Annotated in this window: 24 protein-coding genes; 20 read left to right on the top strand and 4 right to left on the bottom strand. The window is 65.3% G+C overall.

The window, feature by feature from the left end:
* Nucleotides 1-12: 12 nt before the first annotated feature.
* Together ACQY7X_RS17900 and ACQY7X_RS17895 are read right to left on the bottom strand one after the other, a co-directional pair.
* Nucleotides 13-300 carry a hypothetical protein gene (locus ACQY7X_RS17900; protein ID WP_428246774.1) on the bottom strand — a complete coding sequence of 96 codons (288 nt, stop codon included), beginning with the start codon at nucleotides 298-300 and terminating at the stop codon, nucleotides 13-15.
* Nucleotides 297-578: a hypothetical protein gene (locus ACQY7X_RS17895; RefSeq protein WP_428246773.1), complete on the bottom strand. Its 282-nt coding sequence runs from the start codon at nucleotides 576-578 to the stop codon at nucleotides 297-299. The genes ACQY7X_RS17900 and ACQY7X_RS17895 overlap by 4 nt, the downstream gene beginning before the upstream one ends.
* A gap of 73 nt (nucleotides 579-651) precedes the next feature.
* Here ACQY7X_RS17895 and ACQY7X_RS17890 point away from each other — a divergent pair, with 73 nt between their 5' ends.
* Nucleotides 652-1,059 (top strand): hypothetical protein, encoded by a 408-nt coding sequence (locus ACQY7X_RS17890; RefSeq protein WP_428246772.1) that lies wholly within the window; start codon nucleotides 652-654, stop codon nucleotides 1,057-1,059.
* Nucleotides 1,060-1,302: 243 nt separating this feature from the next.
* Here ACQY7X_RS17890 and ACQY7X_RS17885 read toward each other — a convergent pair whose 3' ends face one another.
* A complete protein-coding gene (locus tag ACQY7X_RS17885; RefSeq protein WP_428246771.1) occupies nucleotides 1,303-1,770 on the bottom strand; it encodes a thermonuclease family protein in 468 nt (155 codons plus the stop codon).
* Between the two features lie 9 nt (nucleotides 1,771-1,779).
* Entirely contained in the window at nucleotides 1,780-2,445 is a 666-nt protein-coding gene (locus tag ACQY7X_RS17880; protein WP_428246770.1) for a helix-turn-helix domain-containing protein, read from the bottom strand.
* A 161-nt stretch (nucleotides 2,446-2,606) separates the two neighbouring features.
* Here ACQY7X_RS17880 and ACQY7X_RS17875 point away from each other — a divergent pair, with 161 nt between their 5' ends.
* The 19 genes from ACQY7X_RS17875 to ACQY7X_RS17785 all read left to right on the top strand — a co-directional run bounded on the left by ACQY7X_RS17875 (nucleotide 2,607) and on the right by ACQY7X_RS17785 (nucleotide 15,916).
* On the top strand, nucleotides 2,607-2,942 hold the full coding sequence (locus tag ACQY7X_RS17875) for a helix-turn-helix domain-containing protein (protein WP_428246769.1): 336 nt from the start codon (nucleotides 2,607-2,609) through the stop codon (nucleotides 2,940-2,942).
* A complete protein-coding gene (locus ACQY7X_RS17870; RefSeq protein ID WP_428246768.1) occupies nucleotides 2,939-3,247 on the top strand; it encodes a hypothetical protein in 309 nt (102 codons plus the stop codon). The genes ACQY7X_RS17875 and ACQY7X_RS17870 overlap by 4 nt, the downstream gene beginning before the upstream one ends.
* The gene (locus ACQY7X_RS17865) at nucleotides 3,247-3,501 is read left to right on the top strand and encodes a hypothetical protein (protein WP_428246767.1); all 255 of its coding nucleotides are present in this window, start codon (nucleotides 3,247-3,249) and stop codon (nucleotides 3,499-3,501) included. The genes ACQY7X_RS17870 and ACQY7X_RS17865 overlap by 1 nt, the downstream gene beginning before the upstream one ends.
* Nucleotides 3,502-3,504: 3 nt before the next feature.
* A complete protein-coding gene (locus ACQY7X_RS17860; RefSeq protein ID WP_428246766.1) occupies nucleotides 3,505-4,647 on the top strand; it encodes a DUF7146 domain-containing protein in 1,143 nt (380 codons plus the stop codon).
* Complete coding sequence (locus ACQY7X_RS17855) at nucleotides 4,628-4,834, top strand: hypothetical protein (protein ID WP_428246765.1); 207 nt, start codon at nucleotides 4,628-4,630, stop codon at nucleotides 4,832-4,834. Before ACQY7X_RS17860 ends, ACQY7X_RS17855 begins: the two co-directional genes overlap by 20 nt.
* Before the next feature lie 64 nt (nucleotides 4,835-4,898).
* Nucleotides 4,899-5,150, top strand: coding sequence for a hypothetical protein (locus ACQY7X_RS17850; protein WP_428246764.1), 252 nt, complete (start codon nucleotides 4,899-4,901; stop codon nucleotides 5,148-5,150).
* Complete coding sequence (locus ACQY7X_RS17845; protein ID WP_428246763.1) at nucleotides 5,147-5,377, top strand: hypothetical protein; 231 nt, start codon at nucleotides 5,147-5,149, stop codon at nucleotides 5,375-5,377. Before ACQY7X_RS17850 ends, ACQY7X_RS17845 begins: the two co-directional genes overlap by 4 nt.
* A 180-nt stretch (nucleotides 5,378-5,557) precedes the next feature.
* A complete protein-coding gene (locus ACQY7X_RS17840) occupies nucleotides 5,558-7,783 on the top strand; it encodes a hypothetical protein (RefSeq protein WP_428246762.1) in 2,226 nt (741 codons plus the stop codon).
* Nucleotides 7,784-8,065: 282 nt separating this feature from the next.
* Nucleotides 8,066-8,737 (top strand): hypothetical protein, encoded by a 672-nt coding sequence (locus ACQY7X_RS17835; protein ID WP_428246761.1) that lies wholly within the window; start codon nucleotides 8,066-8,068, stop codon nucleotides 8,735-8,737.
* 268 nt (nucleotides 8,738-9,005) lie between these two features.
* A complete protein-coding gene (locus ACQY7X_RS17830; RefSeq protein WP_428246760.1) occupies nucleotides 9,006-10,514 on the top strand; it encodes a hypothetical protein in 1,509 nt (502 codons plus the stop codon).
* On the top strand, nucleotides 10,511-10,960 hold the full coding sequence (locus ACQY7X_RS17825; RefSeq protein WP_428246759.1) for a hypothetical protein: 450 nt from the start codon (nucleotides 10,511-10,513) through the stop codon (nucleotides 10,958-10,960). Before ACQY7X_RS17830 ends, ACQY7X_RS17825 begins: the two co-directional genes overlap by 4 nt.
* Complete coding sequence (locus ACQY7X_RS17820; protein ID WP_428246758.1) at nucleotides 10,932-11,123, top strand: hypothetical protein; 192 nt, start codon at nucleotides 10,932-10,934, stop codon at nucleotides 11,121-11,123. The genes ACQY7X_RS17825 and ACQY7X_RS17820 overlap by 29 nt, the downstream gene beginning before the upstream one ends.
* Before the next feature lie 5 nt (nucleotides 11,124-11,128).
* A complete protein-coding gene (locus ACQY7X_RS17815) occupies nucleotides 11,129-12,727 on the top strand; it encodes a portal protein (protein WP_428246757.1) in 1,599 nt (532 codons plus the stop codon).
* Nucleotides 12,720-12,974 carry a hypothetical protein gene (locus tag ACQY7X_RS17810; RefSeq protein WP_428246756.1) on the top strand — a complete coding sequence of 85 codons (255 nt, stop codon included), beginning with the start codon at nucleotides 12,720-12,722 and terminating at the stop codon, nucleotides 12,972-12,974. Before ACQY7X_RS17815 ends, ACQY7X_RS17810 begins: the two co-directional genes overlap by 8 nt.
* Nucleotides 12,961-13,803: a capsid assembly protein gene (locus ACQY7X_RS17805; RefSeq protein ID WP_428246755.1), complete on the top strand. Its 843-nt coding sequence runs from the start codon at nucleotides 12,961-12,963 to the stop codon at nucleotides 13,801-13,803. The genes ACQY7X_RS17810 and ACQY7X_RS17805 overlap by 14 nt, the downstream gene beginning before the upstream one ends.
* Nucleotides 13,804-13,905: 102 nt before the next feature.
* A complete protein-coding gene (locus ACQY7X_RS17800) occupies nucleotides 13,906-14,730 on the top strand; it encodes a phage capsid protein (RefSeq protein ID WP_428246754.1) in 825 nt (274 codons plus the stop codon).
* 79 nt (nucleotides 14,731-14,809) lie between these two features.
* On the top strand, nucleotides 14,810-15,079 hold the full coding sequence (locus ACQY7X_RS17795) for a hypothetical protein (protein WP_428246753.1): 270 nt from the start codon (nucleotides 14,810-14,812) through the stop codon (nucleotides 15,077-15,079).
* Between the two features lie 127 nt (nucleotides 15,080-15,206).
* Nucleotides 15,207-15,347, top strand: coding sequence for a hypothetical protein (locus ACQY7X_RS17790; protein ID WP_428246752.1), 141 nt, complete (start codon nucleotides 15,207-15,209; stop codon nucleotides 15,345-15,347).
* Between the two features lie 11 nt (nucleotides 15,348-15,358).
* The gene (locus tag ACQY7X_RS17785) at nucleotides 15,359-15,916 is read left to right on the top strand and encodes a hypothetical protein (RefSeq protein WP_428246751.1); all 558 of its coding nucleotides are present in this window, start codon (nucleotides 15,359-15,361) and stop codon (nucleotides 15,914-15,916) included.
* Nucleotides 15,917-15,918: the final 2 nt, after the last annotated feature.

Raw genomic sequence — 15,918 nt, 5'->3', positions numbered from 1 at the left:
ATGGTGGGAAAATCAGGCGTCGGGCGTGCTGGGTGCGATATCGCGGTGGTGTTCGGCCAGCAGTCTGACAAACAGCTTGCCGGCGTCTGTGCGACCTGAATGGGGGGGGGGGGCGATGAAGGCGCCAAAGGCGCGATGGTTGGCCGCCAGCCGGCCGTACTCGTAGAGCCAGGCGCTGTCCTTGGCCTTGTAGTCAGGATCGAGCGGTCGGCCTTGGCGCGCCTCCAAGAAGCCATGGCGGAAATCCTCGGACCGCATGACCTGCGAATTAGATATGCCTACGCTCTCGACCTGGCTCATGCGCGGAGCGCCTTGGCGACATAGCCGGCGTGCTGGCGCTGGCGGTAGCCGATGCGCTTTTCGCGCAACTGGCTGGCGATGAGGTCGTGGGTCTTGGCTTCACCCTCCAGCATGGCGGCCTCGTCGGCTTCGCCTTCCTGGCGGCGGATGCGCGCGGTGTTGCGGAGTTCGTTCGCAGTGGCCTCCGCGCCGGCAATGGCGAGCTTGCGCTTATCCAGCCTGGGCGCGGCGGCTTCGGCGATCTGGGGCGCACGGCGTGCGCGGCGGCTGAATGTCATGGGTGTGTTCCCCGCTGGTGTCGAACCAATGCGGGAATAACATCCATTGGGAGTTACTGTCAACAACTAATAGATGTTTGGGCGCTATGGCCTGGCTGGCCTAGCCTTTGGCATGGGCTTCATGCTGTCTCGCGGCGCTGCATCTCCGCCGGGTTTCCGGCGGATGGAGCTGTTTGACCCGAGCAATGGGCAGCGGCTGGTGTTCGATCTGCCGGCGGCAGACTTTGAAGCCGGCGAGGCGCGCGGCCGGCGGCTGTGGCATATCGCGCTGGGCCTATGCCTGGTGCTGATCCTGGCGGCTGAACTGGCATTGCGCGGATCGATCTGGTGGGTCTATGCGCCGGGCGTGCTGCTGCCTGGCGCCGGCTTGTATTGGCTGCTGGCAAACGCCTGGCGCTTCGAGGATCGGGCGCTGCTGGCGCTGATCCTTGACGCGCAGCGGCGCGGGCGCTGGCCGAGCGGGGCCGCCCTCGCCGGGTGATTGCCATAAATCCTCGAAAGACTGGGCGAGCGTGGCCCACAGGCGGCGCATCGACGGCACGAACAAACCCCTCCACTATGCCCGCGCCAGAGCTGGCCGGCGGGCCTTGATCATTGATCGCTGTTCAGGGGCAGGTTCACAGCCTGCGGATCGGGCCTTGCCGGGCCCGGCCCCCGCCGTTATCCGGCGAACGCTCCGGCATTAATGCAACTTGTGCGGGGTCGCGCAACAGGAAATTTTTGCCTAGCGGTGGCGTGCGCGGAACTGCTCGGGCAACTCGAATTCGCCAGACCACACGCCCCGGCGGCGGATACGGGCATAGGCTTCATCCGGCAGGTAGCGCCAGGAATACCGCAGATAGGCTACAGCCAGGCCCTCGCGCACCAATAGGGCGGCAAGATCAGTGCCATCGGCGCGGCAGATACTGACGCTGCGGCCGTAGCGATCCTGCTCCAGTGTCTCGCAGGCGATGGCGCGGCCCTCGATCAGCGCCGCAAGACGGTCGCGCGCGGCTTCGCCGCAGGGCCAATCCTCCTGGCCGCGCCGGCAAGTCTGGCGCAATTCGGGCGCGTCGATGCCATATAGGCGATGGGCGCTGCGGCCATGGCGGAGGCTGTCGCCATCGGTGGCGCGCCATGCGGGCTCCTCCGCTGCGCTGGCCGGAATCGTTGCGATGATCCAGGCGGCCAAGGCCGCTGCGGTTCGGCGCATGATCGATAATCAGTTGGCGCGGCGGCGGCCGCTGGCGCGCAAGGATGCGGCCTGGGTGCGCAGAAACAGCCGGGCGCGGCTGTAGTCGGGCTCGGCCTCGCGGCCCGTCTCGCTTAAGGCGATGAGGTAGAGCGAGGCCACCAGCGGTTCGCGGCGCAGCGCATCGATCTCGCCGATCTCGGGATAGGTCGCCAGTTCCTTGGCCGCGTAGCTGTCCAGCTTCTGCCACAGCGTTGCGCTGAAATCGCCAAGGTCGATGCCTTCTTCCGATGCCATCCGCGCCAGCACTTCGGGGGCGCTGATCGTCGGCGGCGCGGGCGCGAAGCGGTCGGCCATGGCGGCGATCATGGCGCGATCACCCGGCGCCATGGCGCGCAAGCGATGCAGGAAAGCGAGTTCGGCGGGATCCGGCGCGGCGGCGCCGAAATAGAGCTGCATGAGGGTGATGCCGAGCGCGGCAGCAAATCGCTGCGCCATATGTGGCATGAGCGGCTTGGCGAATTTAGCGATGTTGCCGACATGCTGCTGGCTGGAATTGGTGAGCCCCGCCAGGGTCTGCTGCGTCATGCCCTTGGCTTGGAGCCAGTAGCCCAGGCGATGCGGCGCGTCCGGGGCTTCCCAGGGCGGCGGAGCGTCCTTCGGGATGCGCGGGCGGGTTTTCGGGCGTGCGGCCATGTCCGGGGGTGTAACTCCCGCCGGGCGTAAATTCAAAAATCCACTGGATTGGTCCGCGTTTTCCACGCTTGACAAATAACATCCATTGGGAGTATTCGCCAGATACGACATATGGGGGCACTCGATTTGACGCCTACTAGATGTTGAGAAAGGCGGGTGTGATGGGCAAGCGTAACAGCAGGACGGCGGCGAAGAATGAGGGCGCACGGCTGTTGCGCGAGTGGCGCCGCCTGGCGGGCCTGTCACAACACGATGCCGCCGCGCGCCATGGTGTGCAGCAACAGCGATGGGCGGGCTGGGAGGCCGGCAAGAAGCCGCTGGGCCGCGACAGTCGCCGGGTGCTGGCGGCGCTGGGTATCGACCTGGGTAAATTCTTCGATCAGCCGGCGGCGCCGGCAGATAGCGATCAGCAGCCAGCAGCCGCTGATATTTCCTCCAACTCGAACGGCGCCGGGCTCCAGGGCTCGGCGCCGGCTTTTTCGGAGGCCGCGCAATGACCGAGCGGCTGCTGAACAAGGAATTCGAGGATGGGTGGAAAGCCGATGGCGAGTTGCTGCGCGGCGGGATTTTCAAATGGCGGCTGAAAGTCTGCCTGATGGGGCCGCCGCTGGGCTGGGTGCATAACGCCGCGGTCCGGCCGTTGTTCGGGCATGAGACGCTGGAGGAAGTGGCGCTGCTGTTCGATGAACTGGCCGCGAGCCTGATGCGGATCGAATTGGCACGGCAAGCGGAAATCATGCGCGAGGCAGCGGCGCACGGCGTGCGCGTGGATGGCAATGGCCGAACCCTGGGGCCGGTGTGATGACGGTTGCCAGCCGCATTGTGCAGCCGGGGAATGTGCAGGTGGTGGCTGATCTCGCCGATCACTCGTCGGTCGAGGTGGTTTGGAATTCGGGTGGCTATGGCATGCAAGGCAGTATGGTCTTGCCGATCCATCCGGCCATGACGCTGGCCGATATCCGCGCGGTGGCGGAGGCTGGTATCGCGTCGCTGGACGCGGCAATGCAGGTGGCGCGCGCGAAATATCCGCCGCCTGATCCCGACGATTACGGCTAAGCCATGCGGACGCGGGATATTCCGAGCCTGGAGGAACTGGATGCGGCGCTGACTGACCGCCTGGAGGCGCTGTGCGAGGAACTGTTTGTTCATGGCGAGCGGCGCGGCAACAGCTTTTATATCGGCGGCCTGGATGGCGGCGCCGGCCGGCGCATGGAAATCAATTGCAGCCGAGGCCCGAAGCGCGGGCTGTGGAAGGACTTCGTTTCCGATGAAGCCGGCCGGCCGCTGAAGCTGATTGCGGCTTCGCGGTTTGGCGGCGATTACAAGAAAGCGTGGCGCTGGGCGATGCAATGGCTCGGCTGGCTGGATGGCGCGCCGGACGCTGCCCCGCGCTATGACGATGAGGCATTGAAACGCCGCGCGGCGGAGCTTTCGGAAAAGGCGGCGAAAGAACGCGAGGCGACGCGGCGCCGGGCCGTGGCGCTGTGGAACGGTGCGCCGATGCTGGCGCCGGGCGATCCGGCCTGGCGCTATCTGGCTGCGCGCGGGATTGATCTGGCGCGATTGCAGCCACAGCCGCGCGCGCTGCGCTATCTGGAACAATGCTACCACGCGGAAAGCGACGGTTACTTTCCGGCCATGGTGGCGCTGGTGGTGGGTGAAGGCGGCACGCAGCTTGGCGTGCATCGCACCTATTTGCAGCCGGGCCGCGATGACCGGCTGCGCGAGCATACGGCAAAACTTAGTTATGGCCCGGTGGATGGCGGCTGCATCCCGCTGTGGCGTGGCCTGAATGGCCGCAACTTCTTCGAGCCGGGTGCTGATCCAAGCGAACTGGGCTCTGCCGAGGGTATCGAGGATGGCTTAAGCGTGGCGCTGATGCGGCCGGAATGGCGCGTGGCGAGCTGCATGGCGGTCGGTTTCCTCGGCAATGTGCCACTGAAAGGCGCGCTGGGCGGCAATGATCTGGTCTGGCTCGGGCAGAATGATCCAGCCGAGCATCCGAAATTCCCAGGCAAGCCGCATCCGGTTCATGCCGCATTGGAGCGGCAGTTTCAGCGGCTGGCCGAACGGCATATCGGCGTGCGCAAGGCGCTGCCGCCGGAAGCTTTCAAGGACTGGAACGATCTTCTGCAGGGCAAGCCTCGGCCCGGGGCTGCGATGGCGGTTGGGGGAATAGGCGATGACCGACGCGATAGATGAAGTCGAAGATTCTGGCGCCATGTTTCATGGCCATTGTCCCTTCTGCCATAGCCACAGCCTCGGCTTGGACTATCCATCGGCGCCGGAATACCTGACGGACGAGGAATACAATGCTTGGCTCGAAAGTGGCGCTGCTGATGAACCCATCGGGGTGATCTGCGATAATTGTGGGTACCAAGAAGAATGAGCTTCGCCGGCATCAAAGGTACGGCGCGCCGCGCGACGCTAGTCAAGCGGGGGGGTGGTGGCGCATGAGCGCGCTGCCGCAGTTCAACCGGCTGGGCCGGACCGAGCGGGCATTGCTCGATGCGCTGCGGCGCGGGCCGGCGGCGACCGCCGATCTGGTGGATGAATTATGGGCGGGCGCCGCCGATGGCGGGCCGGACCTGGCCTCCAGGGCGGCGCGCAAGGCGCTGCGGCGGCTGATGCAGCGCGGCGTGTCGATCAAGCGCGAGCCCGGCAAGCATGGCCGCTGGGTTTTGGAACTGGAGGCAGCGGAGTGAAGTCGCGGCAGATATCGCAGAACCCCGTGCTTGCGTTGCCTGCTGTAGATCGGCTGCGCGATCTTCCTCCTGAAGTGCGTTCGGCTGTCGCAGATATTCTTGTCGATCTTGGGGCGGATGCGGCGGCGAAAGCGGAATACTCCTGGCGGAAAAACAAAGGGCCGATGGCGGCCTATTGGAAGGCTGTCGGGGTTTATTCTCGCCACATCGCGCGGGCAATTCGATGACCGATCAGGCGTTGGAGTGTGTGTTGCGGCGGCACCGGGAAAAGGACCGTGATTGGGGCCTAGCGGTTGGCTGTGCCATCGGGTTTGGCATGGCTTGGATTGTGCTGCCGGCATTGCTTGCTGGGATCAAGTGGCTCGCCGGCTGGGGGTTGGCGCCTGTGGTGGTGAGTGGGGGGATTTATGTCTAGTGGTGTGCCGCTGGAGGCTGTGGCTGCGGCCATGGGTGTTGCGTCCCCAACCCCGGTGGATGTGGTGAGCAGCGTTGCCGATCTGCCGCTGGCCGATCCGGCGCAGATGGTGCCGGCGGAAGTGCTGGCAGCCGCGAAAGCACGGCTGGAGGAAGAACGGCAGCGGCGCGAGGCCGTGGGCCGTGCCGCGCTGGAAGCGGCGGCGCCGGTTGCCGTGGCGCCGAAGCCGGCGACGAACACGAGGGCGAAGCCTGGCGGCGCGAAAGCGCCGAAAGCCGCTAAGCTTGGCGCTGATGGCGGCGTGGTGGATGCCGAGCCGATAGATGACGACGCGGTACCGGATCGCGCTGCCTGGTCAAAAGGGCCGCCGGTAAATGGTGCCGATGAAGCCTGGGATGGTGGCGATGTCGCGCCAAGTCCGGGTGGCGGCGGTGGTCGCGTGGCGGCCTGGCGCATCCGCCTGGATGGCGCGCCAATCGTGCCACTGGGCCTGGTGGATGATGTGTATTTCTATCTCGATGGCCAGCGGCAGCTGCGCGAGTTGCGGGCCAAGGATCATGGCCGGCTGAATTTGCAAAGCCTGGTGGGCGCGGATACCGGCTGGCTGTGGCGGACCTATCCGAAATACAACAAGGAAGGCGAGCAATCGGGCTGGGCGGCGGAGCATCTGGCGGAAGACCTGATGCGTGCCTGCTCGCATGCCGGCGTGTGGCATTCGCGCGACCGCGAGCGCGGCCTGGGCGCCTGGCGCGGCGATGATGGCGAGCTGGTGCTGCATCTGGGCGATATCGTGCTGGTGCGGCCGGTGCGCGACGATGCAAGCGGCATGGCGCTGGAGCGCGAAGAACGCGCGGGGCTGGTGGGCTGGCATGTCTATCCGGGCCGGCCGCCGCTGGGCCGGCCGCTGGCGGTGACGATGCCGCGCGCTGAATTGCAGCGGTATGCGGAAAGCGTGCTGGCGCTACTGAAAAGCTGGAACTGGCGGCGCGGCGACAAGGATGCGCGGCTGATGCTGGGCTGGTGCGCGGCGGCGATGATCGGCGGGGCGCTGGAATGGCGGCCGATGATCTGGCTGACCGGCGGCAGCGGCACCGGCAAATCGATGATGCAGAAGCTGCTTGACCTGCTGTTCGGACGCGGCGCGCTGGAGCGTACCGCCGATACCACGGCGGCCGGTGTGCGGCAGGCGCTGGGCCGCGCCACGCTGCCGGTGGCGTTCGAGGAAAGCGAGGCGAGCGAAGATAACCGCGCGATCAACGCGGTGGTGAAATTCGCGCGTGATGCGGCATCCGGCGGCCGTGCGCTGCGGGGTGGCTCGGATCACCAGGGCATCCAGTTCGTGGCGCAGAGCTGTTTCCAGTTCGCCTCGATCCTGATCCCGCCCCTGACCCCGCAGGACCGGAGCAGAATTGCGGTGCTGGACCTGGACAAGCTGAAGGCCGGGGCCAAGGTGCCGGCGCTGGATAGTGCGGCGCTGGGCCTGGCTGGCGCGGCGATGCGGCGGCGGCTGCTGGATATCTGGCCGGAATTCGATGCGCGCTGGCAAGCCTGGCGCGAGCGGCTGACGGCGCTGGGACATTCGGCACGCGGCGCGGATCAGTATGGCACGCTGCTGATGCTGGCCGATGCGCTGCTGCATGACGCGATGCCGGACGAAAGCGCGGCCTGGGATGCTGAACTGGAAGGCTTTGCGCCTGTCGATCTGGGCCTGACCGGCGAAGATGGCGATGGTGATGACTTGCAGTGCCTGTCGCACCTGGCGACCAGCATCGTGGAAGGCCGGCGCGGCGATGACAAGCGCACGGTCGGCGGCTGGATCGCGTATGTTATCGAAGGCTACAACCAGAACGCCTATATCGGCCGTGACAGGCTGTCGGATGCCAACAAGGCACTGGCGCCTTTCGGGATGAAGCTGCACTGGGAAAACGATGCGCGCTGGCTGGCGGTGGCTAACCGCCACCAGTCATTGGCGACGATCTTCGCCGCCACGCGCTGGCAGACGCTGCCCGGCGCCACGGGCGGCTGGGTGCAGTCGCTGCGCCGCGTGGCCGGCGCCAAGGCGCGGGATGGTTTGTCCTTTGACGGATCGATGATCCGGTGTACCTTGCTGCCGCTGGCCGCCATTAGCGGCGGCGCTGCCAAGCAAGGCCAACTAAGCCTTGACCGCGCCTCTGCCACGCCAGCCCCGACCCCGACCCCTGGTGGGGGTGCAGAATGATCGGGGCGGCGTTTGAGCGTTGGGCCGTGTTGCGGCGGGCGTTGCGGCGCTCTGGCTGTCATATCAATCACATAGGCGGAAACGCAACGGTGCAACGCTCTATCGGCGTGGCGCCGACATGTGCGCGCATGCGCGGGCGGGTGTGGGAGTATTTATCTCTATACCGTTTGAGCGTTGGGAATAGTCAATTGTTCAAGATGTTGAACAGCTTGACGCGCAACGCCGCGCGCAACAGCGGCGCAACAGCGTTGCGGACCAATAAAATATGGGGGTTTTATTGCCATGGCCGATGATGATCAGCCGTTCGGCGACCTGCCGTTGCTCGATGCCGCTGCGATCCTGCCGCCCGAGGCCGTGGAAGCCGCTGCGGCGCGGCTGAAAGAGGCTGCCGAGCGCGCGGCGGCGCCGCCAGAGGCGCCGAAACCGGGGGTGTCGCCCGTACAAAATCCGCCAGCCGAGAAAGAGTTCCAGCTGTCGCTGCTGTCGGCGATTTCACCGCGCACCGCTGCCGAACTGCATGGCCTGCGGCCGGTTAAGCGCGGTCCGGGCCGGCCGGAAGGCGCCAAGAACCAAAAGACCAAGGACCGCATCGCCGCGCTGGAGCGGTTCTACGGCACCACGCCGCTGCAACAGGGCTGGGCTTTCGTCTCGGCTGATCCCGAGCGCCTGGCGGCGGAGATGGGCGTCGGCATCTTTGCCGTGGTCCAGGAGCAAAACCGGGTGCGCGCCTGGATGGCGCCATTCGTCCACCAGAAGCTGCCGCAGGTGATCGAGGTCGAGGACAACCGCGCGATGCTGGTGGTGGATCGGTCGGGCGAAGGCGTGACCGAGGATGAGGTTGTCATGTTTGAGGAAAATCAATGGGTTATCGACGGTCAAGCGCGGGAGTTGAACGCCGATGAGTTGAACGCCGACGCTAAGCCTTTGAAAGACCAGGGAGAAACCGAGCAATGACAGCGGATCGAATAACCGTTGTACCGATGGCGCCTGGCGCTGCAATCCGCCGCCGATCCGCCATCGCCACGATCCGCACCAATTGCGGCCACCCGGCGCCCCCCCCATGCCTGCATGACACCGTCCCGGGGTCGCGCATGCATTTTTCGGGCGTTGAAAACCGCTTTTGCCCGCGCGCGAAAATGGGGCGACCTCTCCCCGGGGGTGGGGGAAGCGCCGCGCACGGCGTGCGCTTTTCGTATCATTCTCGCCGGGGTGGGGGTGCGCGATGAGCTATGGCATCAACCTCACGCCGGTTGGGCCGGTGGCTTCGGCCTTCATGTTCGATGAGCATGTGGCGGGCAAGCTGATTACGGGCCCGTTCGGTTCGGGCAAGACCATTTCGCTCTTTGGCGCTGTCCTGAACTTCATCCCGCGCATATCGCCGAGCGTGATTGACGGCGTGCGTTACCTCAAGGTGATGGTGGTGCGCGACACTTACCCGAACCTCAAGGACAAGACCATCCCGTCCTATCAGCAGTGGCTGCCGCGTAACCTGCCGGGCTCCAGTTGGATCGCCACGCCGCCGCCGTCGCATCACCTGCGGCTCGATCTGGTGCTGAAGGATCGGCGCGGGCAGTTGATCCGCCTCGGTCCGGTCGATGTGCGCGTGGAATTCCGTGCTGTTGGACCAGAGGCTGAAACTGCGGAAGATGCTTTCAAGGGCTGGGAGGGTAATCTCGTCCTGTTCGATGAGGTCGATCAGCAGCGTGTCGAGGCGCTGGATATGGCGCTGGGTCGCGTCTTGAATGGCCGTTACCCGGCGGGACCGCATCGCCAGGGCCTCTATGGCGCGCCGCCGCATGATTTCGGCGCCGCGCCTGGCGCGGTGCTGGGGGCCTTCAACCCGCCAAGCGTGGCGCATTGGCTCTATCGGTTCACGACGCTGGAGCCATCGCCAGAATGGAAACTCTATCGCCAGCCATCGGGCCGGTCGCCCCAGGCGGAGAACCGCCGCAATTCCTCGCTGGCCTATTACGAGCGCATGGCCCTGGCCTGGAAGAACAAGCCGGATGATGTGCGCCGGTTCGTCGATGGTGAATGGGGTGAGAACCCCGATGGCCTGCTGATCTATCCCGAGTTCGTCGCCAGTGAAATGGTGGCCTCTGAAATACTGGTGCCGGATCGCGGCCTGAAGCTGTATCTCGGCCTGGATGCCGGCGGCACGCCCGCCATGGCGGCGCGGCAATACATGCCGAATGGACAGGCCCGCACGTTGTCGGAAATCATCGCGCCGGAAAACAAGTTCACCGGCCCGGCGGCTTTTGCCGAGATGGCAAAGGCGCATCTGGCGGTGCATTACCCGCGCTGGCGGCGCGAGCAGATCGTGGCTGTTGGCGATCCTTCCGCCAAGTTCAACCGCGATCAGCGCAGCGGTGCCAAGTTCGATTGGCTGCGCGATGTTGGATCTGCGCTGGGTATCCCGGTGCGGCCGGCGCCGGGCTCGAACAATCTCGAATTGCGGCTCGATGCCGTACGCTTCCCGATGACCCAGCGTGTGGATCGCCAGCCCGGCTATCTGCTGTCGCCGAACTGTACGCAACTGACAGCCGCCTATACCGGCATGTATGTCGCTGGCGAGGATGGCAAGCCGATCAAGAACCGCTGGTCCCATATCGCCGATGGCGATCAGTATGCCGCGCTGGCCGGCAGTGACATGGCCGCTTTGCGCGCGCGGCAGTCTGGCCGCCAGGCTTTCCGCGAGGCGATCATTGCGAACACGGATTTCCGGCCATGAAGGCTCTTGTCGTTTTTGCCGATAACGAGCCGCCGCGCGCTGGCGATGGCGTTGCGGCATTTCTGCTGCATTGGGCGCTGCGGGCTTGCCTGGCGCCGGGCTTCCGGCATTGCTGGCTCGTGCTGCCTGATGCCGATGGGCTCACGGTGATTGATCCGCGCGCATCTGGCCTTGCGGTGCAGCGTCTCAAGGGCCATGCCTATCTCAATGATCTGGCGCTGATGGAAGGGCTCGGCCTGGCGCGACTGGTGCCGGTGTCGCCGCCAGCTGACGCGGCGGCCTGGTCCGGCCTGCGCTTCGGGTACTTCTCCTGCACCGGGGCTGTGGAAAATATTTTGCGGCTGAAGCGAAGCCGGGGCCTGTCGCGGACTCCGCGCATGTTATGGCGCTTTCTGACCAATTGTCAGGAGGCGCATCATGGGCGGCAAACAGGCGGCGCCGGATAATTCCGAGCTGGAGAAGCAGCGCGCCGATGAGAGGGCGAAGAACGCCGCTGCGATGAATGCGCGGCGCCGCCGTGGCGCCGGCATCAACGCGCTGTTGGCCGGCTCGGCTGATCCCAGTCTCGCCCTGATGGGCTTCCAGTCCGCCGGCCGCACGGTGGGTTGATCGCGATGGCCGCGCCCGCCGAAAAGCAATCCGACTTCCGCCGCCGCTTCACGCGCGCCAAGGCGGAAGCGGATCGCATGCGGCCTTTGCTCCAGCGTGAATACCAGTTGCTGGTGCCGGCCCATGCGCCGGCTTTCGATGAGGGCGCCAACCCGGCGAACACGGCGCAGAATTACGATGCCACCGGAAGCCTCGCGGTTTCCGACCGGGCCGGCGATCTGCATGACAAGCTGTTTCCGCCGTTCGATGAATGGGCTGATTTTTCCGGCAAGGATGCTCCGGCCGAACTGCTTCAGGCACTGCGCGAAACGTTCCACGACGCCATTGAGGCGTCGAACTTCCACAGCGAAATCGAACAGCCGCTGGAAGAATGCATTATGTCGGTCGGCTGTATCGAGCTGCACCGGGGCGAAGCCGACAACCCGCTGCATTTCGAGGCGGTGAGCGCGGCTGATCTGGTCGTGGCGCAGGGCCGTGATGGCCGGCTGACGGATACCTGGCGCCTGCGTAGGCTGCCACTATGCGATATCGCGGATGTCTGGCCCGAGGCGGTGCTGCCGGCGGAATGGGAACGCCAGCTCCAGGACGATCCCTATGCCGAGGTAGCGCTGCTTGAAGGCGAAATCTATGACGCCGTGCGCAAGCAATGGATCGTCGAGGTCCAGCCGCTGGAAAAGGATGGCGAACAGCCGATCTTCCGCGCCGAGCGGCGCCGCCGCCGCCGCATCGCTTTCCGCATGGCGAAAGCGGCAAAGCGCGCCTGGGGCTTCGGGCCGGGTCGCCGCGTGTTTCCTGATGCCCACACGGCGAACAAGACCGTCGAGTTGACGCTGAAGAACGCCTCGCTGGCGGTCTCCGGTATCTGGCAGGCGGAAGATGATGGCGTGCTGAACCCGGCGAATATCAAGCTGGTGCCGGGTGCGATCATTCCCAAGGCCAGCGGCAGCTCGGGCCTTACGCCGCTGGCGCCGGCCGGGCGTTTCGATGTCGGTCAGGTCGTGTTGGCTGATACGCGCGGGCAGGTGCAGCGTGGCATCCAGGGGCCGTTGCCGCCCGATGGCGCAAAATCCTCCCGCCGCACGGCGTTCGAGATTGAGCGCGATGAGCGGCGCGCTGCCCGCCTTGACCTGCCGCGTACCCTGCATGTGCTGAAAGAGTTGCATGAGGCTTTGGTGTTGGCGGTGCTGGATGTGCTGGCCGATCCGTATCTGATCGGCTCGCGCTTCCACGTCGAGGATTTCCCGACCGGCGCCATCTGGCCGATCTCGCCGCTGATGCGGCTGCGCGCCCAGGCCAAGGCCGAACAGGCGATGCGGACATATGCCACGGCGTTGTCGATCGATCAGGAAACCACCATGGCCGTGGTGGATCGCGAAGCCTTCATCCGCTGGTATCTCGATTACGGCTCGATGCCGGTCGAGGCGGTGCTGCCCGAGGGCGCCGCTGCCCAGCCCCAGGCGCCAAACCCCCTGGAGGCTGCGGCTGGCGCGGGTGCCGAGGCGGCAGCCAAGGCGGCGGGCACTGAATTGGGCCGGCAGGCCGGCGCCAGTCTGGCCGATGAGGCCGGCATGGGTGGTATCGCGGAGGGCTTCGGCAGTGTCTGAAGATCGCGACGATATCGCCGTGGAATTCGCGCGCTGCTTTGCGGGGTCGCGCGGTGAGCGCGTATTGGCGCATCTGCGCGGCATCACCATTGACCGCCGCGTTGCCCCCAGCATCACCGATGCCGAACTGCGCTTCCTGGAAGGCCAGCGCGCCTTGGTCGGCATGATCCAGGATTTAGTCAATCGCGGCTCGGGTCGCGGCGCTGTCGTTCACTACACCCAGGGAGAGAACCATGGATCCGACTGAAACCAATGAAGGCGGTGGCAATCTGCTCGGCTTCAAGACGCCGGGCGGCGGCAATGATGCTGGCGCTGCTGGAGGTGCTGGCGCTGCCAAGAATGAGGGCGGCGATGCGGCCGGCAGCGGTAATGGCATGGCGCGCCAGTTCGCCATGCCTGATGGCTCCAAGGTCGATGTGCCGGAGGCGCTTTGGGATGCGGCGGCGAACGAGGGCAAGGGCGGCGTCAATGTCGGTGCTGCGCTCAAGCTCGGCACTGATCTCCAGGCCAAACTTGGTCTTGCCGCCAAAGACCTGCAAATCACGGTGCCGGAGGAATTCGCCGGCAAGTTTGAAGCCCAGCCTGATCATCCGCTGGCCCAGGCGCTGGATCGCGTTATCAAGCGCGGCGGCGTGCTCGATCAGGAGGCCATCAACGACCTGGTTGCCACCTATGCCAAGGTGCAGACCGGCGGCATGGAAGCCGATCAGGCGGCGGCGCTGGAGGAATTGAAGGCCGGCAATGCGGCGCTGCAGAAGGAATTCGGCGCCAATGCGCCGGCTGTTATTGGTGAACTGGATGCCTGGGCTGCGGGCATCGTCAAGGGTGACGCCGATCTGGAGGCTGAAATCCGGCTGCTGCGCGTGTCGCCGGCCGGCACCAAGTTGCTCCATCGCATCCGCGAGCTGGTCGGTAAGGGCGGCGGCGCGGGTGCCGGCGGCGGCGCGGGTGCCGGCCCTGCGCTCACCGAGGATCAGTTGACCGAAATGATGCGTGATCCGCGCTACTGGAAACAGTCGGACCCGGCTTACGTCGCCAAGGTCACGGAGGGTTTCAAGCGCCTCTATCCCGATTGAGGCGCTTATCAAGCGCGCCCTCCCCGATGGCCGGGGGAGCGGCAATGACGCAACCCGGCCCGCGTGCCTGGGGCGATGCCTGGGCTGAAACAGGAGGTAGCTATGGCTAATCCGAGTGTAGAGAGTGGCTTTGTCAAGGAATACGAGAAGGGCGTGCATCTCGCCTATCAGCGCCAGGGCTCCAAGCTGCGGGGGCTGGTGCGCGGCAAGGGTAACGTCAAGGGCGCGTCCACTACCTTCCAGAAGGCTGGCAAGGGCACCGCCGCGACCAAGGCGCGGCACGGCAAGGTGCCGGTGATGAATGTCGATCATTCCTCGGTCGAGTGTTTGTTGGCTGATTACTATGCCGGCGAATGGAATGACGCGCTGGATGACCTCAAGACCAACAACGATGAGAAGCAGATTGCGATGAATTCCGGCGCCTGGGCGCTGGGTCGCAAGACGGATGAACTCATCGTCGCTGCCTTGGATACATCGACCAACTATGCGCTGACCGCCGGTGATGGTATGACCAAGGCCAAGGTGCTGGCGGCGTTCGAGGCGCTCGGCGCTGCCGATGTGCCGGATGATGGCGGGCGGACCTGCGTCATCGGCTGGCGCCAGTGGTCGCAGCTCCTCGATATCGAGGAATTCAAGGACGCGGATTATGTCGGCGATCAGGATTTGCCGTGGAAGAATGGCGGCCAGGCGAAGCGGTGGCTGAACACGCTCTGGGTGCCGTTTGGTGGTCTCTCCGCCGCTGGTGGTGTTCGCCTTTGCCACTGGTTCCACAAAACCGCCATCGGTCATGCCTCGGGTAAGGATGTCACGTCCGATATCACCTGGCATGGCGACCGTGCGTCGCATTTCATCAACAACATGATGAGCCAGGGCGCCGTGATGATCGACGCTACCGGCGTCGTCACGCTGCGCTGCCTCGAAAGCTGATCCGGCTGGCGCGCACGGCGTGCGCGCCAATCCGCAAGCTGCCTTCGCACCTATCCCTCGCATTTAGGAGACTTCCATCATGGGTCTGCAAGTCAAGAACCTGGCGTTGATCGCCTCCGGTAACGGTTTCGGCCTCTGGCATTACAAGTCGGCCGATACGCCCGCCCAGATCGATACTGCCGGCTATTTCAACGGCGCGGCGTCGATGCTGAATGTCGGCGATCATATCTACCTTCACGCCGGTATCGGCGGCACGCCGAAATTCGGTCATGTCGTCGTCAATGCCAATGCCGGCGGCGTGGTGGATGTGGCCGATATGGTCGAAACCGGCGGCACCGATACCGACTAGCGCGCTGGGGCGCTGGTGGCCGGCTGGCTGGGGTGGCCGGCCTCGGCGGCGCCGCGTGGTTCTCTCCCTTCCGGCCATGCGGCGCCGCTGTCTCTCACTCCGGTTCACTTAAGTGGAGGATCGTACCATGTCCAATTCGACTGCTGATGAGGCGGCCAAGGCCGAAGCTGAAGCCAAGGCCAAGGCGAAAGCCGACAAGGCCCAGGCCAAGGCTGACAAGGCCAAGGATGAGGCGCCGGCACGCAAGCCGCTGCGCTGGGTTGGTTAGGCGCCAGGCCGATGTTTACCGCCGTCGATATCTTCAATGCCGCGCTGGCTGGGCTCGCTGTCGATCCCATCTCGTCGTGGGATGATGGATCGGCGGCGGCGAAGATCGGCAGGCCGCTCTACCCAATCGAGCGTGACCGCCTGCTTAGCCTCTATCCGTGGTCCTTCGCCTCGGATTTCGCTGCGCCGCAGCGCCTGGCGCCGGCCGGTCCCGATGATCCTTTTCTCTATGCCGTGCCGCCGGATGCCCTGCGCATCGTCACCTTGCTCGATGAGCGCGGCGATGCGGTTTACTACCGGCGTGAAATCGGCAACCGGCTGCGGGCCATGGGTGAAGCGGCCTCGCTGGTTTGGATATCGCGCACCGATGAGCAGCTTTGGCCGGGCTTTTTCGCCGAACTGCTGGCGGCCTTTCTGGAGGCGCGCTGCTGCAAGGCGCTGACCGGCCAGGATGGCGGCGGCTTGTTCAATTTGGCCCAGACCAAATTCATCACCGCCAAGGGGGCCGACGCGCAGCAAAGCTCGCCGCGTGTGCTGGCGCCGGCTCTCGGCCTGCTTGAGGGGCGCTGATC

The organism is Ferrovibrio sp. (genome assembly GCF_965278975.1).
In the GTDB taxonomy this organism is placed as follows: domain Bacteria; phylum Pseudomonadota; class Alphaproteobacteria; order Ferrovibrionales; family Ferrovibrionaceae; genus Ferrovibrio.
This window is presented reverse-complemented; position numbering and strand designations above follow the sequence as displayed.